Origin of the sequence: Paenibacillus abyssi (genome assembly GCF_014640295.1) — a bacterium.
Taxonomy (GTDB): domain Bacteria; phylum Bacillota; class Bacilli; order Paenibacillales; family Paenibacillaceae; genus Paenibacillus_D; species Paenibacillus_D abyssi.
Genome location: NZ_BMGR01000022.1, coordinates 1 through 16,422, shown reverse-complemented (window position 1 = coordinate 16,422; position 16,422 = coordinate 1). Strand labels below are relative to the sequence as shown.

At 49.7% G+C, this 16,422-nt stretch carries 16 protein-coding genes, 1 rRNA gene and 1 other RNA gene; 17 read left to right on the top strand and 1 reads right to left on the bottom strand.

The window, feature by feature from the left end; all coding sequences use genetic code 11:
- Positions 1–9: 9 nt before the first annotated feature.
- Positions 10–1,143, bottom strand: a complete 1,134-nt coding sequence (locus IEW11_RS23505) for a S8 family peptidase (protein ID WP_229725625.1) — start codon at positions 1,141–1,143, stop codon at positions 10–12.
- Between the two features lie 382 nt (positions 1,144–1,525).
- Between IEW11_RS23505 and rpoE the strand changes: the two genes are divergently transcribed.
- From rpoE to IEW11_RS23420, 17 genes are all read left to right on the top strand, one after another.
- Entirely contained in the window at positions 1,526–2,104 is a 579-nt protein-coding gene (gene rpoE, locus IEW11_RS23500) for a DNA-directed RNA polymerase subunit delta (protein ID WP_188533535.1), read from the top strand.
- 217 nt (positions 2,105–2,321) lie between these two features.
- On the top strand, positions 2,322–3,926 hold the full coding sequence (gene pyrG, locus IEW11_RS23495; protein WP_188533534.1) for a CTP synthase: 1,605 nt from the start codon (positions 2,322–2,324) through the stop codon (positions 3,924–3,926).
- A 201-nt stretch (positions 3,927–4,127) separates the two neighbouring features.
- Complete coding sequence (locus IEW11_RS23490; RefSeq protein WP_188533533.1) at positions 4,128–4,526, top strand: response regulator; 399 nt, start codon at positions 4,128–4,130, stop codon at positions 4,524–4,526.
- Between the two features lie 133 nt (positions 4,527–4,659).
- Entirely contained in the window at positions 4,660–5,514 is an 855-nt protein-coding gene (gene fba, locus IEW11_RS23485) for a class II fructose-1,6-bisphosphate aldolase (RefSeq protein WP_188533532.1), read from the top strand.
- Between the two features lie 148 nt (positions 5,515–5,662).
- The gene (gene murA / locus IEW11_RS23480) at positions 5,663–6,916 is read left to right on the top strand and encodes a UDP-N-acetylglucosamine 1-carboxyvinyltransferase (RefSeq protein ID WP_188533531.1); all 1,254 of its coding nucleotides are present in this window, start codon (positions 5,663–5,665) and stop codon (positions 6,914–6,916) included.
- A 52-nt stretch (positions 6,917–6,968) separates the two neighbouring features.
- Positions 6,969–8,306, top strand: a complete 1,338-nt coding sequence (rho, locus tag IEW11_RS23475) for a transcription termination factor Rho (RefSeq protein ID WP_188533530.1) — start codon at positions 6,969–6,971, stop codon at positions 8,304–8,306.
- A 20-nt stretch (positions 8,307–8,326) separates the two neighbouring features.
- A complete protein-coding gene (locus tag IEW11_RS23470; RefSeq protein WP_188533529.1) occupies positions 8,327–9,595 on the top strand; it encodes a radical SAM family protein in 1,269 nt (422 codons plus the stop codon).
- Positions 9,596–9,701: 106 nt separating this feature from the next.
- On the top strand, positions 9,702–9,899 hold the full coding sequence (rpmE, locus tag IEW11_RS23465) for a 50S ribosomal protein L31 (protein ID WP_188533528.1): 198 nt from the start codon (positions 9,702–9,704) through the stop codon (positions 9,897–9,899).
- A 77-nt stretch (positions 9,900–9,976) separates the two neighbouring features.
- Positions 9,977–10,390 carry a hypothetical protein gene (locus IEW11_RS23460; protein ID WP_188533527.1) on the top strand — a complete coding sequence of 138 codons (414 nt, stop codon included), beginning with the start codon at positions 9,977–9,979 and terminating at the stop codon, positions 10,388–10,390.
- Between the two features lie 61 nt (positions 10,391–10,451).
- Positions 10,452–10,718, top strand: an RNA gene (ffs, locus tag IEW11_RS23455) — signal recognition particle sRNA large type.
- A 214-nt stretch (positions 10,719–10,932) separates the two neighbouring features.
- Complete coding sequence (locus IEW11_RS23450; protein WP_188533526.1) at positions 10,933–12,396, top strand: ATP-binding protein; 1,464 nt, start codon at positions 10,933–10,935, stop codon at positions 12,394–12,396.
- Positions 12,397–12,485: 89 nt separating this feature from the next.
- Positions 12,486–14,303: a DNA polymerase III subunit gamma/tau gene (gene dnaX / locus IEW11_RS23445; protein ID WP_188533525.1), complete on the top strand. Its 1,818-nt coding sequence runs from the start codon at positions 12,486–12,488 to the stop codon at positions 14,301–14,303.
- Positions 14,304–14,333: 30 nt separating this feature from the next.
- Positions 14,334–14,645 (top strand): YbaB/EbfC family nucleoid-associated protein, encoded by a 312-nt coding sequence (locus IEW11_RS23440; RefSeq protein WP_188533524.1) that lies wholly within the window; start codon positions 14,334–14,336, stop codon positions 14,643–14,645.
- A gap of 3 nt (positions 14,646–14,648) precedes the next feature.
- Complete coding sequence (recR, locus tag IEW11_RS23435; RefSeq protein ID WP_188533523.1) at positions 14,649–15,248, top strand: recombination mediator RecR; 600 nt, start codon at positions 14,649–14,651, stop codon at positions 15,246–15,248.
- A 242-nt stretch (positions 15,249–15,490) separates the two neighbouring features.
- On the top strand, positions 15,491–15,760 hold the full coding sequence (locus tag IEW11_RS23430; RefSeq protein ID WP_188533522.1) for a DUF2508 family protein: 270 nt from the start codon (positions 15,491–15,493) through the stop codon (positions 15,758–15,760).
- A complete protein-coding gene (locus IEW11_RS23425; RefSeq protein WP_188533521.1) occupies positions 15,757–16,020 on the top strand; it encodes a pro-sigmaK processing inhibitor BofA family protein in 264 nt (87 codons plus the stop codon). Before IEW11_RS23430 ends, IEW11_RS23425 begins: the two co-directional genes overlap by 4 nt.
- Positions 16,021–16,363: 343 nt before the next feature.
- A 16S ribosomal RNA gene (locus tag IEW11_RS23420) occupies positions 16,364–16,422 on the top strand; the annotation flags it as partial.

The following is a 16,422-nucleotide window of genomic DNA, read 5'->3' as shown; positions in this document are numbered from 1 at the left end:
CCGCAAAGCTTATCGGTCCGCGGCCTGCAGCATTTTCAATATATCGAGCTCCCCGGTTGATCGGGGAGCTTTCGTTCCTCTTAGCGGCCTCATCGACCGCCTAAGGGTCGCTTTGATATCCGCTGGCGACATGGCGGGATGCCGGGCAAGCAGCAGCGCAATCGCGCCGCTGACGTGTGAAGTAGCCATCGAGGTGCCGCTCATTTCATTATAATGGCCTCGCAGCCAGCCGGAGACGATCTTATCTCCGGGGGCATAAATGTCGATATCGCTCCCGCGGTTGCTGAACGGGGCGATGCGGCGAAGCCTTGTCGTGGCGCCAACGGAAAGGGTCTGAGGGTAACGTGCGGGATAGTCGACCGATTTGCGGTTGCCGTCATTGCCTGCAGAAGCGACAATAACGACTCCGGCATTGTAAGCGTTAATGACGGCATTCAATAACGCTCTGCTGCGCGTTTTCATGCCAAAGCTCATATTGATGACATGAATTTGATTGCGCACACACCATTCGATGCCGAGAATAATATCAGATACGTAGGCGCTTCCGTTATAGTCGAACGCTTTAACCGGATATATCGTCGATCGGGGAGCGACGCCGATCATGCCGTGGAGCTGGTTGGCGGCGGCAATGGTTCCTGCGATATGCGTGCCATGCCCGTTATCGTCGTATGGCAGCATGCCGCGGCTCAGCAGGTTGATGCCGCGCGATAAGGAATGGCGCAGATCTGGGTGGTTGAAGTCCACTCCGGTGTCGATTACGCCTACTTTGATGCGGTGGCCGGTTGTCTGGCTCCAGGCTAAAGGGGCTTTGATTTGCTTGACTCCCCAGGGAATCCCTTTGTCCACAGCGGCAGATTTCTTCAAGATGGAGTGTACGTTCAGCGGGCGATCGTCCTCTACCCATATGCGGTCTCCCAGGTACGGAAGTATTCCCGTATCCGGGAGGGGGCAGGAGATCGCTTGAATGAGCGGCAGATGTTTTACAGATTGCAAAAGCGGCCGGGTCTGTGTCGATTTTGACGATGCTTGGATAAATTGCAGGTAATCCTTACGGTGTCGAAAACGGATAATCCGCTTTCTTGTTCCACTGCCCGAACCGGCCATTATGCTGTGCAACCAACGGAGAAAAGCGGTTGTATCCAATATTAGCTTCCCCTCCCGACGGACCATGCTGCACTATTGTATGAACGAGCGTCCCGAGCTGTATAAGCAAGTGGCCTTTTTTCAAACAAATGGGCTGGGAGCTTTGTCAAATCGGAGCAGCGGACATAGTATGGAAGTGAGAGTCGTGTTCGGCTCTTGCCATTTCGGACCGGTATCAAAATCGCGTCCGGGAGGATACAGTCAAAGCGAAGGTTTGCCCCTTCGCTTTTTCATTTTTGCATACAAGCCGTTCATAGACGGACAAGCCTCTGGCATGGCGGTAAAGGTGCTTGCTTTTTTGATGGAAATAGGTTTTACTATAGGGTGATAATGGATAGGAATAATGAAGTCCAGCATATATTGCGTGAGAGGAAGTGTCGATATGAGCAGCGAGATAACGTTGAAGATCGATCCCGAACGAATAAAAGAGATGCCGATGGTTGATTTGGCATTTGAGGTGTTAAAGGCGGCTAATACTCCGTTCTACTACCGGGACTTAATACTGGAGATCGCCAGAATCCGCAAGCTGTCCCAGGACGAGATCAACCAGATTATCGCTCAGGTGTATACGGAGATTAACATTGACGGCAGATTTGCCTGCGTAGGAAGCAACATGTGGGGGCTTAAGCGGTGGTATCCGGTTGAACGTTCTGAGGATCCGGTCGGCAATGCCAAACGTCCGCGCATTATCAACGACGATGACGATGATGATGATGACATGTTCACGGATGAGGAAGAAGAAACCTATGTAGCGGATGACGAAGATTACGATATCTATGATGAAGATAGCGAAGACATCTTCGAAGAAGGCGAAGAAGAAGCCGAAGTCGATGAAGAAGTGGTTATCGACGATGAAGATCTGGAAGAAGAGACGGATGATGAAGACCTTGACGAGTCCGACGATGAAGAAGAAACGGAAGATTTCGAAGATGATGACTCGGATGATGATGACCGCAAATAATCGGTTTTATACAAGCCTTGACAGCGCAAGTGGGACAGAGTAAACTATTGCATGGGCTATTGATTTGCGAAACATTTATATTTCGAAAAAGACGAAAAGTGCCCCGTAGCGACGGGTGTCACTTTTTTTGTTTTTTAGTGTGCTCGGTGTGCCATTTATATCGCCGAATTGGGCAAACCTAACATTAACCATAGAGAGCTTGGAGGGTATCAACACAGTGACAAAATATATTTTCGTAACGGGCGGCGTTGTTTCATCGCTAGGCAAGGGCATTACGGCCGCATCGCTCGGCAGACTGCTCAAGAACAGAGGGCTGAAAGTTACCATTCAAAAATTTGATCCATACATCAACGTCGATCCGGGGACAATGAGCCCTTATCAGCACGGTGAAGTATTCGTCACCGACGACGGGGCCGAGACCGACCTTGATCTCGGTCATTATGAGCGTTTTATTGATATTAATCTTTCCAAGAACAGCAATGTCACGACCGGTAAAATCTACTCTACTGTCATTTCCAAGGAACGCCGCGGCGAATATTTGGGTGGAACCGTACAGGTTATCCCGCATATTACGAACGAGATCAAAGAACGCGTGTTTCGTGCAGGCAAGGAAGCTAACTCCGATGTGGTCATTACGGAAATCGGCGGTACGGTCGGTGATATCGAGAGTTTGCCATTTCTGGAAGCAATCCGGCAGATCAAGAGCGACATCGGCCGCGAGAATGTGATGTATATTCATGTTACGTTGATTCCTTACATTAAGGCGGCAGGCGAAGTGAAGACCAAGCCTACTCAGCATAGCGTCAAGGAACTGCGCAGCATCGGCATCCAGCCGAATATGATCGTGTGCCGTACGGAATATCCATTGTCTGAGGATATGAAGCGCAAAATCGCGTTATTCTGTGATATCGATGCCAATGCGGTGGTAGAGTGCGTAGACGCTTCGAATCTTTATGAAGTGCCGCTTAACCTGCGTGAGCAAGGCTTGGATGACATTGTCGTTAACCACTTGAAATTAAATACAAATGCACCGGATATGACAGAGTGGGAACAGCTTGTCACACGGGTCAAAACGCTTAAAAAGACGACCGAAATTGCGATCGTCGGTAAATATGTCGCACTGCATGACGCATATCTCAGTATTGTGGAATCGCTCGGACATGCCGGCATCAGCGCCGATTCCGAGGTGAAGCTGCGCTGGGTTAACGCTGAAGAGCTGACCGATCAAAATGTGGCGGATGCGCTGCAGGGCGTACACGGCATTCTTGTTCCGGGCGGATTCGGCGACCGCGGTATCGAAGGGAAAATCACGGCCATTCGCCACGCGCGCGAGCAGAAAGTGCCGTTCTTCGGCATTTGCCTGGGCATGCAGGTTGCGGTTATCGAATATGCGCGCAACGTTGCCGGCTTGAAGGATGCCAACAGCTCCGAGATCGATCCATCCACATCCTTTCCGGTTATTGATTTGCTTCCGGAGCAGAAGGATATCGAGAATCTGGGCGGCACAATGCGCCTGGGGCTTTATCCGTGCAAAATTTCAGAGAATTCGCTGGCTTGGAATGCGTATTCGGATGAGCTGGTATATGAGCGCCATCGTCACCGGTATGAATTCAATAATGAATACCGTGAACAGATCGAGCAGGCTGGATTTCGCATTACCGGCACATCGCCTGACGGAAGGCTCGTTGAGATGATTGAGATCGCGGACCATCCGTGGTTCCTCGCGGTTCAATTCCATCCGGAATTCACATCGCGCCCGAATCGTCCACAGCCGTTATTCCGTGATTTCGTTCAAGCTGCATTGAAATATTCCGGAAATTAACGGTTTGTAAGTCAAGGCTGTCTCTCTTCTGATGGAGGAGACGGCCTTGTTTTTAAATTAACGTTTTAGTTGATTCAGAAAGGATTTACTTTTTTTCCAGCTGCGAGCAGGATAATGGGCAGAGCGGCGCGAATATATTAACGATTATGGAAGAGTTGACCAATCGGATGAACGTGTCGCTCACTTGTAGGAGGGTTTAAGTTGGAGAAGAAGAAAGTGTTGATTGTCGATGACCAGAACGGAATTCGCGTACTTCTCGTGGAAGTATTCAGCAGCGAAGGTTACCATACCTTTCAGGCTTCCAACGGAAAACTTGCACTGGAGATCGTCACGAAAGAGCCGCCGGATCTGGTGCTGCTGGACATGAAAATCCCAGGAATGGACGGTCTGGAAATACTGAAGCACATCAAAGCGATTAATCGGGAGATCAAAGTAATCATGATGACGGCTTATGGCGAGCTGGACATGATTAAGGAAGCGACGGATTTGGGTGCGCTCATGCATTTTACAAAGCCTTTTGATATCGATGAGATGCGTGTGGCTGTGAATATGCAGCTTCGAGGCGGAGAGTCGAATAATATTTACGCCATGGGGTCCTGACCGGACCTCTTTTTGTTTTGTCCGGGCCAGTCCAAAAGCCCTTTACCAATCCCTGTCCTAATGTGGTATAATAACTCAGTATGACAAGTCGGAACGGGCTTGAGATAATAAGTGTGTAGGAGGAAGAGTTACCATGCCATTGGTTTCTATGAATGAGTTTTTGCCTAAAGCAAAAGCCAACAAGTTTGCTGTTGGACAATTCAACATGAACAACCTGGAGTTTGCTCAGGCGATTGTTGAAGCAGCGATGGAAGAAAAATCCCCGTTTATTTTTGGTGTCAGCGAAGGCGCCCTGAAATACATGGGTATCGAATTTACCGTAGCGATCGCAGAAGCGGCTGCAAAACAGTCCGGACTGCCGATTGCACTGCATCTGGACCATGGAAGCAGCTTTGAAGTTGCGATGAAATGTATCCGCGCTGGCTTCTCCTCGGTTATGTTCGATGGTTCCCACTACTCTCTCGAAGAGAACATTGCTCTGACTAAAGAAGTCGTTAAAGCAGCTCGTGCGATGGGTGTATCCGTTGAAGGCGAGCTGGGAACAATCGGCGGCGTTGAAGATGATATCAGCGTTGACGAAGAGCACGCAAGCTTGGCAAAACCGGAAGAAGCGATTCGCTTCTACGAAGAAACAGGCGTAGACTGCCTGGCTATTGCTGTTGGTACTGCACATGGTATGTACAAAGGCGAGCCGAAAATCCATTATGATATCATTCAACAGGTTGCCAATGCGATTCCGGTACCGGTTGTTCTTCATGGCGGATCCGGCGTGCCAGACGAAGCGATTCGTTCGGCTATCCAAGCAGGCGTAGGCAAAATCAACGTAAATACCGAGAATCAAGTCGCTTGCACCAATTCGATCCGCGAAGTGCTTGCAGGCAACGCTACTGTATACGATCCTCGTAAATACTTGACACCTGCCCGTAATGCAATGAAAGCTGTCGTTCAAGAGAAAATCCGGCTATTTGGCAGCAGCAACCAAGCCTAACTTCCGAAGCAGAGTGATAACCGCCTTTGCCAGCTTTGGCGATGCAAATGTCGATCCACAGGGTAATTTGGTATATGGAGTCTACCTTTGCTGCCACTGGCGGGCGGTTTTCCTTTGTTTTCTTCCAAATAGGAGGATTAGCATACACATGGAGAAATTAATGATTCGAGGCGGTCGTCCGCTTCGCGGCACTGTACAAATTAGCGGTGCAAAGAATAGTGCGGTTGCTTTACTGCCGGCCTCTTTACTAGCTGAATCCGAGGTCGTGCTGGATAATTTACCGCAATTGAGTGATGTAGCGGTTCTTAGTGAAATCTTGGAGGATCTGGGTGGCAAGGTAACCTGGGAAGGCGATACAATAAGAATTGATCCTTCCTCCATGCGTTCGATTCCTATGCCTAACGGCAAAGTGAAGCTCCTTCGCGCATCGTATTATTTAATGGGTGCGCTGCTTGGCCGATTCGGCGAGGCAGTTATCGGCATGCCGGGAGGCTGCAACTTTGAGCCCAGGCCGATTGACCAGCATATTAAAGGCTTTGAAGCGCTAGGCGCACAAGTTACGAATGATCATGGTTCGATTCGTATTTCAGCAAAGCAACTGCGCGGCGCTAAGATCTATCTTGATGTCGCGAGCGTAGGGGCGACGATTAATATTATGCTGGCTGCCTCCAGGGCAAAAGGCTCCACAATTATTGAAAACGCGGCAAAAGAGCCTGAAATTATAGATGTAGCTACTCTTCTGAACGCAATGGGCGCCAAGATTAAAGGCGCAGGAACAGAGACGATCCGAATTGAAGGCGTAGACAGCCTGCATGGCTGCAGACATTCCATTATTCCTGACCGGATTCAAGCAGGGACGTACATGATTGCCGCCGCCGCAACCCGCGGTGATGTCCTGATTGATAATGTTATACCCAAGCATATGGAAGCTGTGACAGCAAAACTGCAGGAGATGGGCGTTCATGTCTACGAGATGGATGAATCGATCCGAATCGTCGGACAACCATCTTATGAATCGGTGGATGTGAAGGCGCTGATCTATCCAGGATTCGCAACCGACCTGCAATCCCCGATGACCAGCTTGCTTACGCAAGCGAGCGGTGTCAGCATTTTGACTGATTTTGTATACAGCAACCGTTTTAAGCATGTACCTGAGCTGATGCGCATGGGCGCGAATATTCGTGTTGAGGGTCGATCTGCCATCATCGAGGGCGGGCCGCTTAATGCGGCCAAGGTCAGCGCGGCTGATTTACGTGCAGGTGCAGCTTTAGTAGTAGCTGGCTTGACGGTGGCCGAAGGCGTCACAGAAGTTACCGGCGTTGAATATATCGACCGGGGTTATGATTTCCTTGTTGATAATTTGAGGCGTCTCGGAGCCGATGTTTGGCGTGAGAACGAATAGATAGGCCGAAATCCGGCAATGCTGGATGAAAATTGAATAAAGTGGTGAGAACATGACGGAACTGCAGATCGCAGATCTGGAAGAGTTAAAGCTGACGGAGCTTTATAAGTTAGCCAAGCAATATCAAATTCCTTATTATGGGCAGCTTAAGAAGAAGGAACTGATCTTTGCCATTTTAAGAGCCCAAGCGGAAAAAAGCGGTCTGATGTTTATGCAGGGCGTGCTTGAAATTTTGCCGGAAGGGTATGGTTTTCTCCGGCCGATTAATTATTTGCCAAGCACCGAAGACATTTACATCTCTGCATCGCAAATCCGTAAATTTGATCTCCGGACAGGAGATCTCGTCTCCGGCAAATGTCGGGCGCCCAAGGAGAATGAGCGTTATTTCGGACTGCTGCAAGTGAATGCGGTCAATGGGGAGAATCCCGATAATGCTTCAGAACGTCTTCATTTCCCTGCTCTAACCCCTCTATATCCGCAGAAAAAACTGGTGCTAGAAACCTCTCCATCCCATCTATCAACGCGTATCATGGATCTGCTTGCCCCAGTCGGGCTTGGACAACGGGGCTTGATTGTTGCACCTCCCAAAGCGGGTAAAACGCTCCTGCTGAAAGAGATCGCCAACAGTATCTCGACAAATCAACCGGAAATCGAGCTATTCGTTCTGTTGATTGATGAGCGTCCAGAGGAAGTAACGGATATGCAACGTTCGGTTAAAGGGGAAGTTGTGGCTTCTACATTCGACGAACTGCCGGAGCACCATATCAAGGTAGCGGAGCTTGTGCTTGAACGAGCTTTGCGGCTCGTGGAACACAAGAAAGATGTAGTCATTCTGCTCGACAGCATTACCCGTCTGGCTCGTGCGTACAATTTGGTTATCCCGCCTTCGGGCCGTACGCTTAGCGGCGGTATCGATCCGGCTGCGTTCCATCGTCCGAAACGGTTTTTCGGTTCCGCGCGGAACGTAGAGGAGGGCGGCAGCCTGACGATTCTCGCGACGGCGCTGATCGAAACCGGCTCGCGTATGGATGATATCATCTATGAGGAATTCAAAGGAACCGGTAACATGGAGCTCCATCTCGATCGGAAACTGGCTGAGCGGAGGATCTTCCCTGCGCTCGATATTCGCCGTTCGGGAACACGCCGTGAAGAAATGCTGCTGACGAAGGAAGAGCTGGATAAAGTATGGATGATTCGCAAAGGAATGAATGACTCCTTGGAATTCGTCGATAACTTCCTGAAGAAGCTGGCAGATAGTAAGACCAATACTGAGTTTCTCGATGCGCTGGATGCTTCGACAGTTGGGGAAAGACCAGGGTCGAACCGGCAGGCGTCTTCGGGAAGCGGGGGGACTGGCAGGCGGCCGGTGCGGTCGACGCCGGTATCCTAAGACAAAGGCGGTAGAACAACATGAATCTCGTATTTGCCGATGAACAAGGCAATGTTTTCGATCATCCGGACTATTATGGGCTCGGCCGAAGCGGCGATATGGTCGTGGAGCTGCTTGAGGACGAATTAATTCCACTGCCCGATGGAGCGACGCTTGTCGGATTGCCGTTTACCAGACCGGTTGGCATGGACCCGAATACGGGCGAAATGCAGCTGCTGCCCGGTGAGGTGCAAGCGGTCGGAGCGCTGCTGCCGCAAGGCTTCACACGCTTGTCTCTACCCGGTTACGTGAAGTCGGACAAAGAACAGAAGCTTCCGCTCTTTGGATACTCGGCTGTGGTTTGGAAGGACGGGGCTTTCTATGTCGCTGCCAAACCAACGGACGATCCAGAGCGTTGGAATCCGCTCAACTGCGACCGCGGCGAGCTGGAGCTGCGTGTAAACGAGCTGCTCGACAAATATCCGGAGAACCGTCTGTACAAGCACTTGTCCCATTGCGCTCTTGGCTACGAATGCTTGACCGCATCAAATACATTTCTACAGCGGTGGGAAGGAGCGGTTCCCGTCTCCTATTCCTGCAATGCCGGATGTTTTGGCTGCATATCCGAGCAGCCGGATGACAGCGGCTTTCCTGCCCCTCAAACGAGGATGAACTTCAAGCCTACGGTTGATGAGGTCGTGGACATTATGCTGGAGCATTTAAAAACGCCAGAGTCCATTATAAGCTTTGGACAAGGCTGTGAGGGCGAGCCCTCTACGCAAGCGGCGATTATTGTCGAGGCGATGAAACGGGTGCGTGCCCAAACCTCACTCGGGTATATCAATATTAACACCAATGCAGGCTTGACCGACCATATCCGTGCGATTGTCGACGCGGGCCTTGATCTGATGCGCGTCAGCACCATCAGTGCGCTGGATGATCATTATAACGCGTATTACAAACCGCGGGCATATACGCTTGCTAATGTGGAAAAGTCGCTTAAATATGCGACGGATAAAGGGGTCTATACCTCGATTAACTATCTGATCTTTCCAGGAGTCACCGATCGGGAAGAGGAAATTGAAGCGATGATCGGATTTGCCAAGCGTACGGGCCTGAGGCTCATTCAGTTTCGTAATTTGAACATTGATCCGGAGAGCTACTTGGAGCTTATTCCAAAAGCGCAGGGTGAAATTTACGGAATGAAGCAGGCCATGGAAATATTTGAAGCGGAGCTGCCGGATGTCGTTATGGGATCTTATACACATGTACCGCCGATCAAAAGGCAAATGGACGGCACGCCGCGCTGAGCGAATAATTCCATTGCATAAAGTGAACCCTTCATGTTATACTTCGTTTATGTGTGATTTAACTCTGGGTCCGCACGTTGACTCAGGGCAGAAAGAGGTGAACTCGATGAAACAAGGTATTCATCCGACGTACCATGTCACCACTGTAACCTGCGCATGCGGCAACAGCTTCGAGACCGGTTCGATTAAACCGAACCTGCGTGTTGAGATTTGTTCCGTTTGCCACCCGTTCTTTACCGGGAAGCAGAAGTTCTTGGATGCTGGTGGACGCGTCGACAAATTCAAAAAGAAATACGGTATCTAATTACCGGCATCTGCCTCAAATTAGCAGAATACAAGAGCCTCCCTCAGCCATCCTATGGTATGAAGGGAGGCTTTTTTATGATAAGGCTGATCAGCTTTAAATACACTCGCAGACAAGCGTTAGCCTGGTTTGTCCTGCTGGCCTGCGTGTTGCTTTTATCCGGATGCGGCGATGATCATTTGCGTGATACCGGACCGAAAACTTACGGGCACGATGGTTATTTGGGATTGTCCAACAGCAATCCGAATTTGCCCAATAATATCCATTATTACAGCTACACCAATGATTTTAACTTTATGGAAGAAAAACTGCGGCAGCTTGGCGGAATTGAAGATGTGCACTTTACGAATCAAGATCCCCATATCTATGTGCGCCTGGTTCCTAACAGGGGTCTTAGCGAGGCCCAAATCGAAAGCCTTGCGAAAGAAGCGCAAGAGATGTTGCAGTTCAATATGCCGCGCTATACGATTCATGTAAAGATAAAACGCTGAGACTTGTTAACTTTATCCGCCAGGTTGCGTATTGGAGTGGAATCGGATATACTTATTTTTGCCGTGCTAGACGGGGAGGTAGCGGTGCCCTGTAACTCGCAATCCGCTGTAGCGAGGTTGAATTCCTGCTTTAGGTTATGTTGATGTAGGGTCTGGCGCTTGTGAACAGTGTTGACGGTCGGGTCCTCCGCAATGGACGCTTGTGAACCCGGTCAGGTCCGGAAGGAAGCAGCCGTAAGCAAGTTTGTCTATGTGCCGGGGGAGTGCCTGGTCAGAGCTGGAATCAAGAGTGCCGCCTGGGTCGCATTAATCAAGGGCAGGTGCACGGTAACATTTTCACCATGAATAGTTAAGATGAGGAACATCTTTTTAGCAGAGTTGACTACCAACAGACTGCTTGAAAGATGTTTTTTTTCATTTCAGGGCTAGTGCTCTCAAAATAGGAAGGAATCTTATGAAATGGAAGAGAATACTAAAAGAAATAGTTGAAATGGTCTAAGCATGCAAGCTGCGGTATGAACGGACTGAAGGGGTGATAGCTGTTGTACTGTGAACCATCCGAGCATGTTATTTTTGTCCGCGATGATGCATTGGAGACTTTATTGAACACGCTCCCCTATACAATGATGATTCTTATGGATTCCGATTTGGTTATAGAAAGGTCAAACGATCTGTTTTTGAGGCAGACTGGCTTCGTAGGGAAGGATATTGCCGGGAAATCAATGTATGAAATAATTGAACAGTTAGAAGAACGGGCTACATCGAAGGTTAAGGAGAGGAGACGACCTGCCGCCGTTAGGGTACGAAAGGCGAATGGCGGGAATCTGGAGGCGGACTTGGCGATGATGAAATTCATGAACGAATCCTCAGAAATGCGGCGGCTTGCCTTATTGCACCGTACAGATCCCTTGGAAACCGGGGATTTGCTGCAGCAGTTCGCTTTAATGATTTTGAGGGATGAAAGTTTGGGCGTGATTTTGCTGCAGCCCGATTTCCGTGTTAGCGATATGAGTCCGCTGGCTTGTCGGGTTTTGGGCGTCAGATGCCAGGATGTTGTGGGCAGGACAATGGAGGAACTGTTCCTGCGAGCACCGCTGGAGCATCAATTATTAAAGCAGATGGTGGTTGAAGAAATACCGGTTCGTAACCATCCTTTGCAGTGGGCAAGTGGAGACGAGCGGCGGGAACTGTTAATGGATGCCAATTTGCTGAAGGATGAACAGAATCAATTGCTTGGCGCTTATGTGATATTCAAAGATGTTTCCGACTTGCGTTCACTTGAAGCACAGGTGCAGCGAAGCGACCGGTTGGCGATGATCGGGCAGATTGCGGCCGGGACGGCACATGAAATTCGCAACCCGCTTACCGCGATTAAAGGGTTTCTGCAAATGTTTAAAAGCACCTTACTTGAAAAGGGGTTGGATAAGGAATTCGGCTATACTGAAATTATGCTAAACGAGATTGAACGGATCAATAACCTGGTCAGTGAATTTCTGCTGCTCAGCAAGCCCAAAGACGTTAATTTTGATATTGTGGAGCTAAGTATGGTGTTAAAGGAGATTATGCCGATTGTAAGCAATGAAGCGCTGTTGCACGGCATTGTGGTCCAGTTTGATCCGGATGCGTCGCTGCCGCGGGTTGTGGCGGATCGGGAGATGCTCAAGCAAGTGTTCCTCAACATTTGCAAAAATGGCATTGAGGCGATGAGCGAAGGCGGTGTCTTGACCGTGTCCGGTAAAATTGAACGTGTTAACGGGTTTGTCCGTTGGATCAATATCGATATTCATGATACCGGCCCGGGAATCCCGCCCGGCATCATTGATAAAATATTTGATCCCTTTGTTACGACAAAGCAAAATGGCACAGGGCTGGGTTTATCGGTTTGCCAGCGCATTATCCATGAGATGGGTGGTGTCATTCGGGTCTCGACGAAGGGGATCGGAACGATATTTACAGTGAGTATTCCGTGCTCAATTGAAGAGCGGGCACGGAATACGGCGGATTGATGCCAGGAGTTTTTCTAACGATAATGATAGTGTATAATAGAACCATCGGATGAATATCCGCGAGGTGCGGGTAGAAAGGAAAGGTCTGTGTGTCCCATATCGCTTTATATCGAGCCTGGCGTCCGCAGACGTTTCAGGATATGGTTGGTCAACAGCATATCATCCAAACGCTGCAGAATGCGATTCGGGAGCAGCGTATCTCACATGCTTATTTGTTTAACGGTCCCCGGGGAACAGGCAAGACAAGCGCGGCCAAAATTTTCGCGAAAGCGATTAACTGCCAAGACGGCCCTTCCACGGAGCCTTGCAATGAATGTGAGGCCTGCCTTGGCATAACAGCCGGCTCAGTTATGGACGTGGTGGAGATTGATGCCGCATCAAACCGCGGTATTGATGAAATCAGAGACATAAGAGATAAGGTTCGTTACGCGCCATCGGAGGTTCGTTACAAGGTTTATATTATCGATGAAGTGCATATGCTGACCTCCGAGGCATTTAACGCGCTGCTAAAAACATTAGAAGAGCCTCCGGGCCATGTCGTCTTTATTCTTGCGACAACCGAGCCGCACAAGCTTCCTGCAACGATCATTTCCAGATGCCAGCGTTTTGACTTCCGTCAAGTGTCCCTTGAGGAACAGACCGAACGCTTGCGGCGAATATGCGAGGATGAGCGGATTGATGCGGACGAAGATGCGTTAGTCTATATTGCCAGATTATCGGATGGGGGTATGCGCGACGCGATCAGCCTGCTTGAGCAGGTTTCTGCGTTTGCGGTGAATCGCGTGACGCTCGAGGATGCGGTCGATGTGACCGGCGGAATGGCCTCTGAACAATTTGCCCAATTGGCCGAAGCCATCCAAAAACGGGATGTTGCGGCCATACTGCCGCTCGTGGACGGATTGATGCTGGCAGGAAAGGCTGCGGATAAATGTCTGGAGAATCTCGTGTATTATTTCCGCGATTTGTTGTTGTTAAAGCTGATTCCGGATGGCAAAGCGATGACCGAGCGAATCGTCGATGCGCAGCGGTTCCGGTCCATGGCTCAGGCTTTTGACCGCGACCGCTTGTTTCGGATGATTGATGTACTGCATCAGTATCAGGTGGAAATGAAGCACGCTGTACAGCCTCAGACTTTATTTGAGGTTGCACTTATGAAAATCTGCACGCTCCCGGACAGCGGGGCGCAAGCCTCTTCCGAAGCGCAAGGTTATCAGGAGGCATCCACAGGCGGGGCGGCATCTACCGCAGAAGTGGTTAAGCTGCAGCAGAAGGTAGAAGCGCTTGAGCGCAAGCTTGAGCAGCTGCTGCGCAGCGGCCCGTCTGTTGCAGGCTCTGCGCCGGGCGCTGCCCAGCATACGGGGGCGGGAGCCCCTGCTGCTGCACCGTCACGGGGAGGCGGCGGCTTTGGCAACCGGGCTGCCGGCAGCCCATCAGGCGGTGGCATAAGCCGGATGCCAGTCAAACTTGACCCTTATGTTGGAACGCGTAACAGTGCGGAGTTCCAGCAGATACGGATGCAGTGGAGTGAAGTGCTGCAGCGTGTGAAAGAGGCGGGGATTTCGATCCACGCTTGGTTAATTAATGGGGAGCCGGTATCCGCGATTGATGATTCCGTTCTTATCGCTTTCAAAAATACGATTCATCGGGAAACGACGGAGAAGCCCGCCAACCGAGAGGTTATCGAGCAAGTATTACGAGATGTATTTAAGCGGGATTTAAAATTTACGACGGTAATGGTGAAGGATTGGATGGCGGCCTCCGAGGGGCAGCCGGAGTCATCCGGAGGTGAATTGCTCGAACTGCAGTCAGAGGATCCGCGCTCTGAGCCTGGCCGTCCGGAATGGGTTGATGAAGCGGTGAAGCTGTTTGGTGAAGAGCTGGTCGTCGTAACCGAGGATGGGAAATAGTTATATATTCATATGATGAGGTGAATGGAAATGAACAATATGAATCAAATGATGAAACAAGTGAAAAAGATGCAGGAGCAAATGATGAAGGCTCAAGAGGAGCTCGGAAACAAGACAATTGAAGGAACTGCCGGTGGCGGCGTCGTCTCTGTAACTGTAAACGGCCATAAGAAGCTTCTTGATATTACAATCAAACCGGAAGCAGTGGACCCGGAGGATGTAGAAATGCTTCAGGATCTGGTCCTGACGGCTGTTAATGACGCTTTGACTAAGGCAGAAGAAATGTCTAACCAGGACATGGGCAAATTTACCGGCGGCATGAAAATTCCGGGACTCTTCTAGAAGATGTTTTATCCCGAACCGATCGCCAAATTAATCGACGCATTCTCGCGTTTGCCGGGGATCGGTCCTAAGACCGCCGCTCGGCTGGCTTTTCATGTGCTGCGGATGAAAGAGGATGACGTTATCGATTTTGCCAAAGCGCTTGTCAGCGTCAAAAGAAATCTTCATTACTGCTCGGTGTGCTGTAATATTACAGATGTCGATCCGTGCCGGATCTGTCAGGATAAGACGCGTGACGCGTCAGTGATCTGTGTCGTTCAGGAATCGAGGGATCTTGTGGCCATGGAACGGACGAAGGAATTTCAAGGCCAGTATCATGTGCTGCAGGGGGCCATATCTCCGATGGAGGGGATTGGGCCGGAAGAGATCCGGATCGCCGAATTGTTAGGGCGACTGAGCGATGAACGCGTGCAAGAGCTCATCCTGGCAACGAACCCGAATATTGAAGGCGAAGCTACTGCGATGTATTTGTCGCGGCTTGTGAAGCCCTTTGGAATCCGAGTCACCCGGATCGCGCATGGATTGCCTGTAGGTGGCGATCTGGAGTATGCGGATGAGGTTACTTTATCGAAGGCGCTTGAAGGCCGCCGTGAACTGCATTGATTTGTGAAGAAACCGTCTGGACAAATTGTCCAGACGGTTTTTTTGAATGCTAAGCTTGTATAAGTTTTCACTCTATACTTTTTTAGCATTTACCGCGAACGGATCTCTCCGTCTTCAAAGGCGGCGTAAGCCGTTTCTGCTTGGCATAAGAATCTCTTGCCTGGATTGGTTCTAAGTTTAACTCCCCATCGATAAGATGGTAATAGTGAGCGCTTAATCGGGACAAGCGGGAGGGGTTCAGGATGAAGTGGTGGATAAAGGGGTCAATACAACGCAGCAAAATAAGCGGCGAAAAGGATCAGTTGGTGCAAGATTTGGTTAACGAGATCTGGGAGGCACATCGTGACTGGGTCAATGCTCAGCGGCATTTTGAATATGCATTGGGGAAGGATCAGGTTGATTATGCGATTTTTGCTATTGAAGCGGCGGAGAAACGTTATGAAATGCTGCTTAGACATGCGAAAAAGATGCCTGTTAATTGGTCGTCGTGCAGGGAGGGAGAAACGGGATGAAGACAGTGTGGCTTACATTGCTTATTGTTTCCCTGGTCATGTTAATTGTAATTCTCATTAGAAATCGAATCACAGGGGCGGTGTTGAAGCGATTTGCACTTCATCTGATTGCAGTTGCCTTGGTGTTATATGTTCTAAACTTTTCAGGGTGGATCGCAGGATTTTATATCCCGCTTAATCCAGCCACCGTTGCCACAGTGGTTTTATTAGGCGTACCAGGGATCCTGCTTATTCTTGGCCTTCAATGGACAGTACTGTAAAGAGAGGATTAGGACAAATATCAAAGTGAAAAGAAATAAGGTGTTGACTCACGGGATCGATCTATGCTACATTATTGTTCGCGCCTGATTAAAGGATGCGAGATGCAAACAGCTGGTAAAAAAATAATGCTTGCATTATGGATGCCTACTGTGATATATTATAAAGGTCGCCGCTGAGAAGGTGGTCGACAAAAAGAAACAATATTTGTTCTTTGAAAACTGAACAACGAGCGAAATGCCCTATAGCTCACTGAGCTATAGAAAAGCAATAAACGTAATGAGCAATCAGCTCACATTCGGCGCTCATTATCCATCGGCTTTCAGCCGAGAGATAAAGACACCTTTTATGGAGAGTTTGATCCTGGCTCAGGACGAACGCTGGCGGCGTGCCTAATACATGCA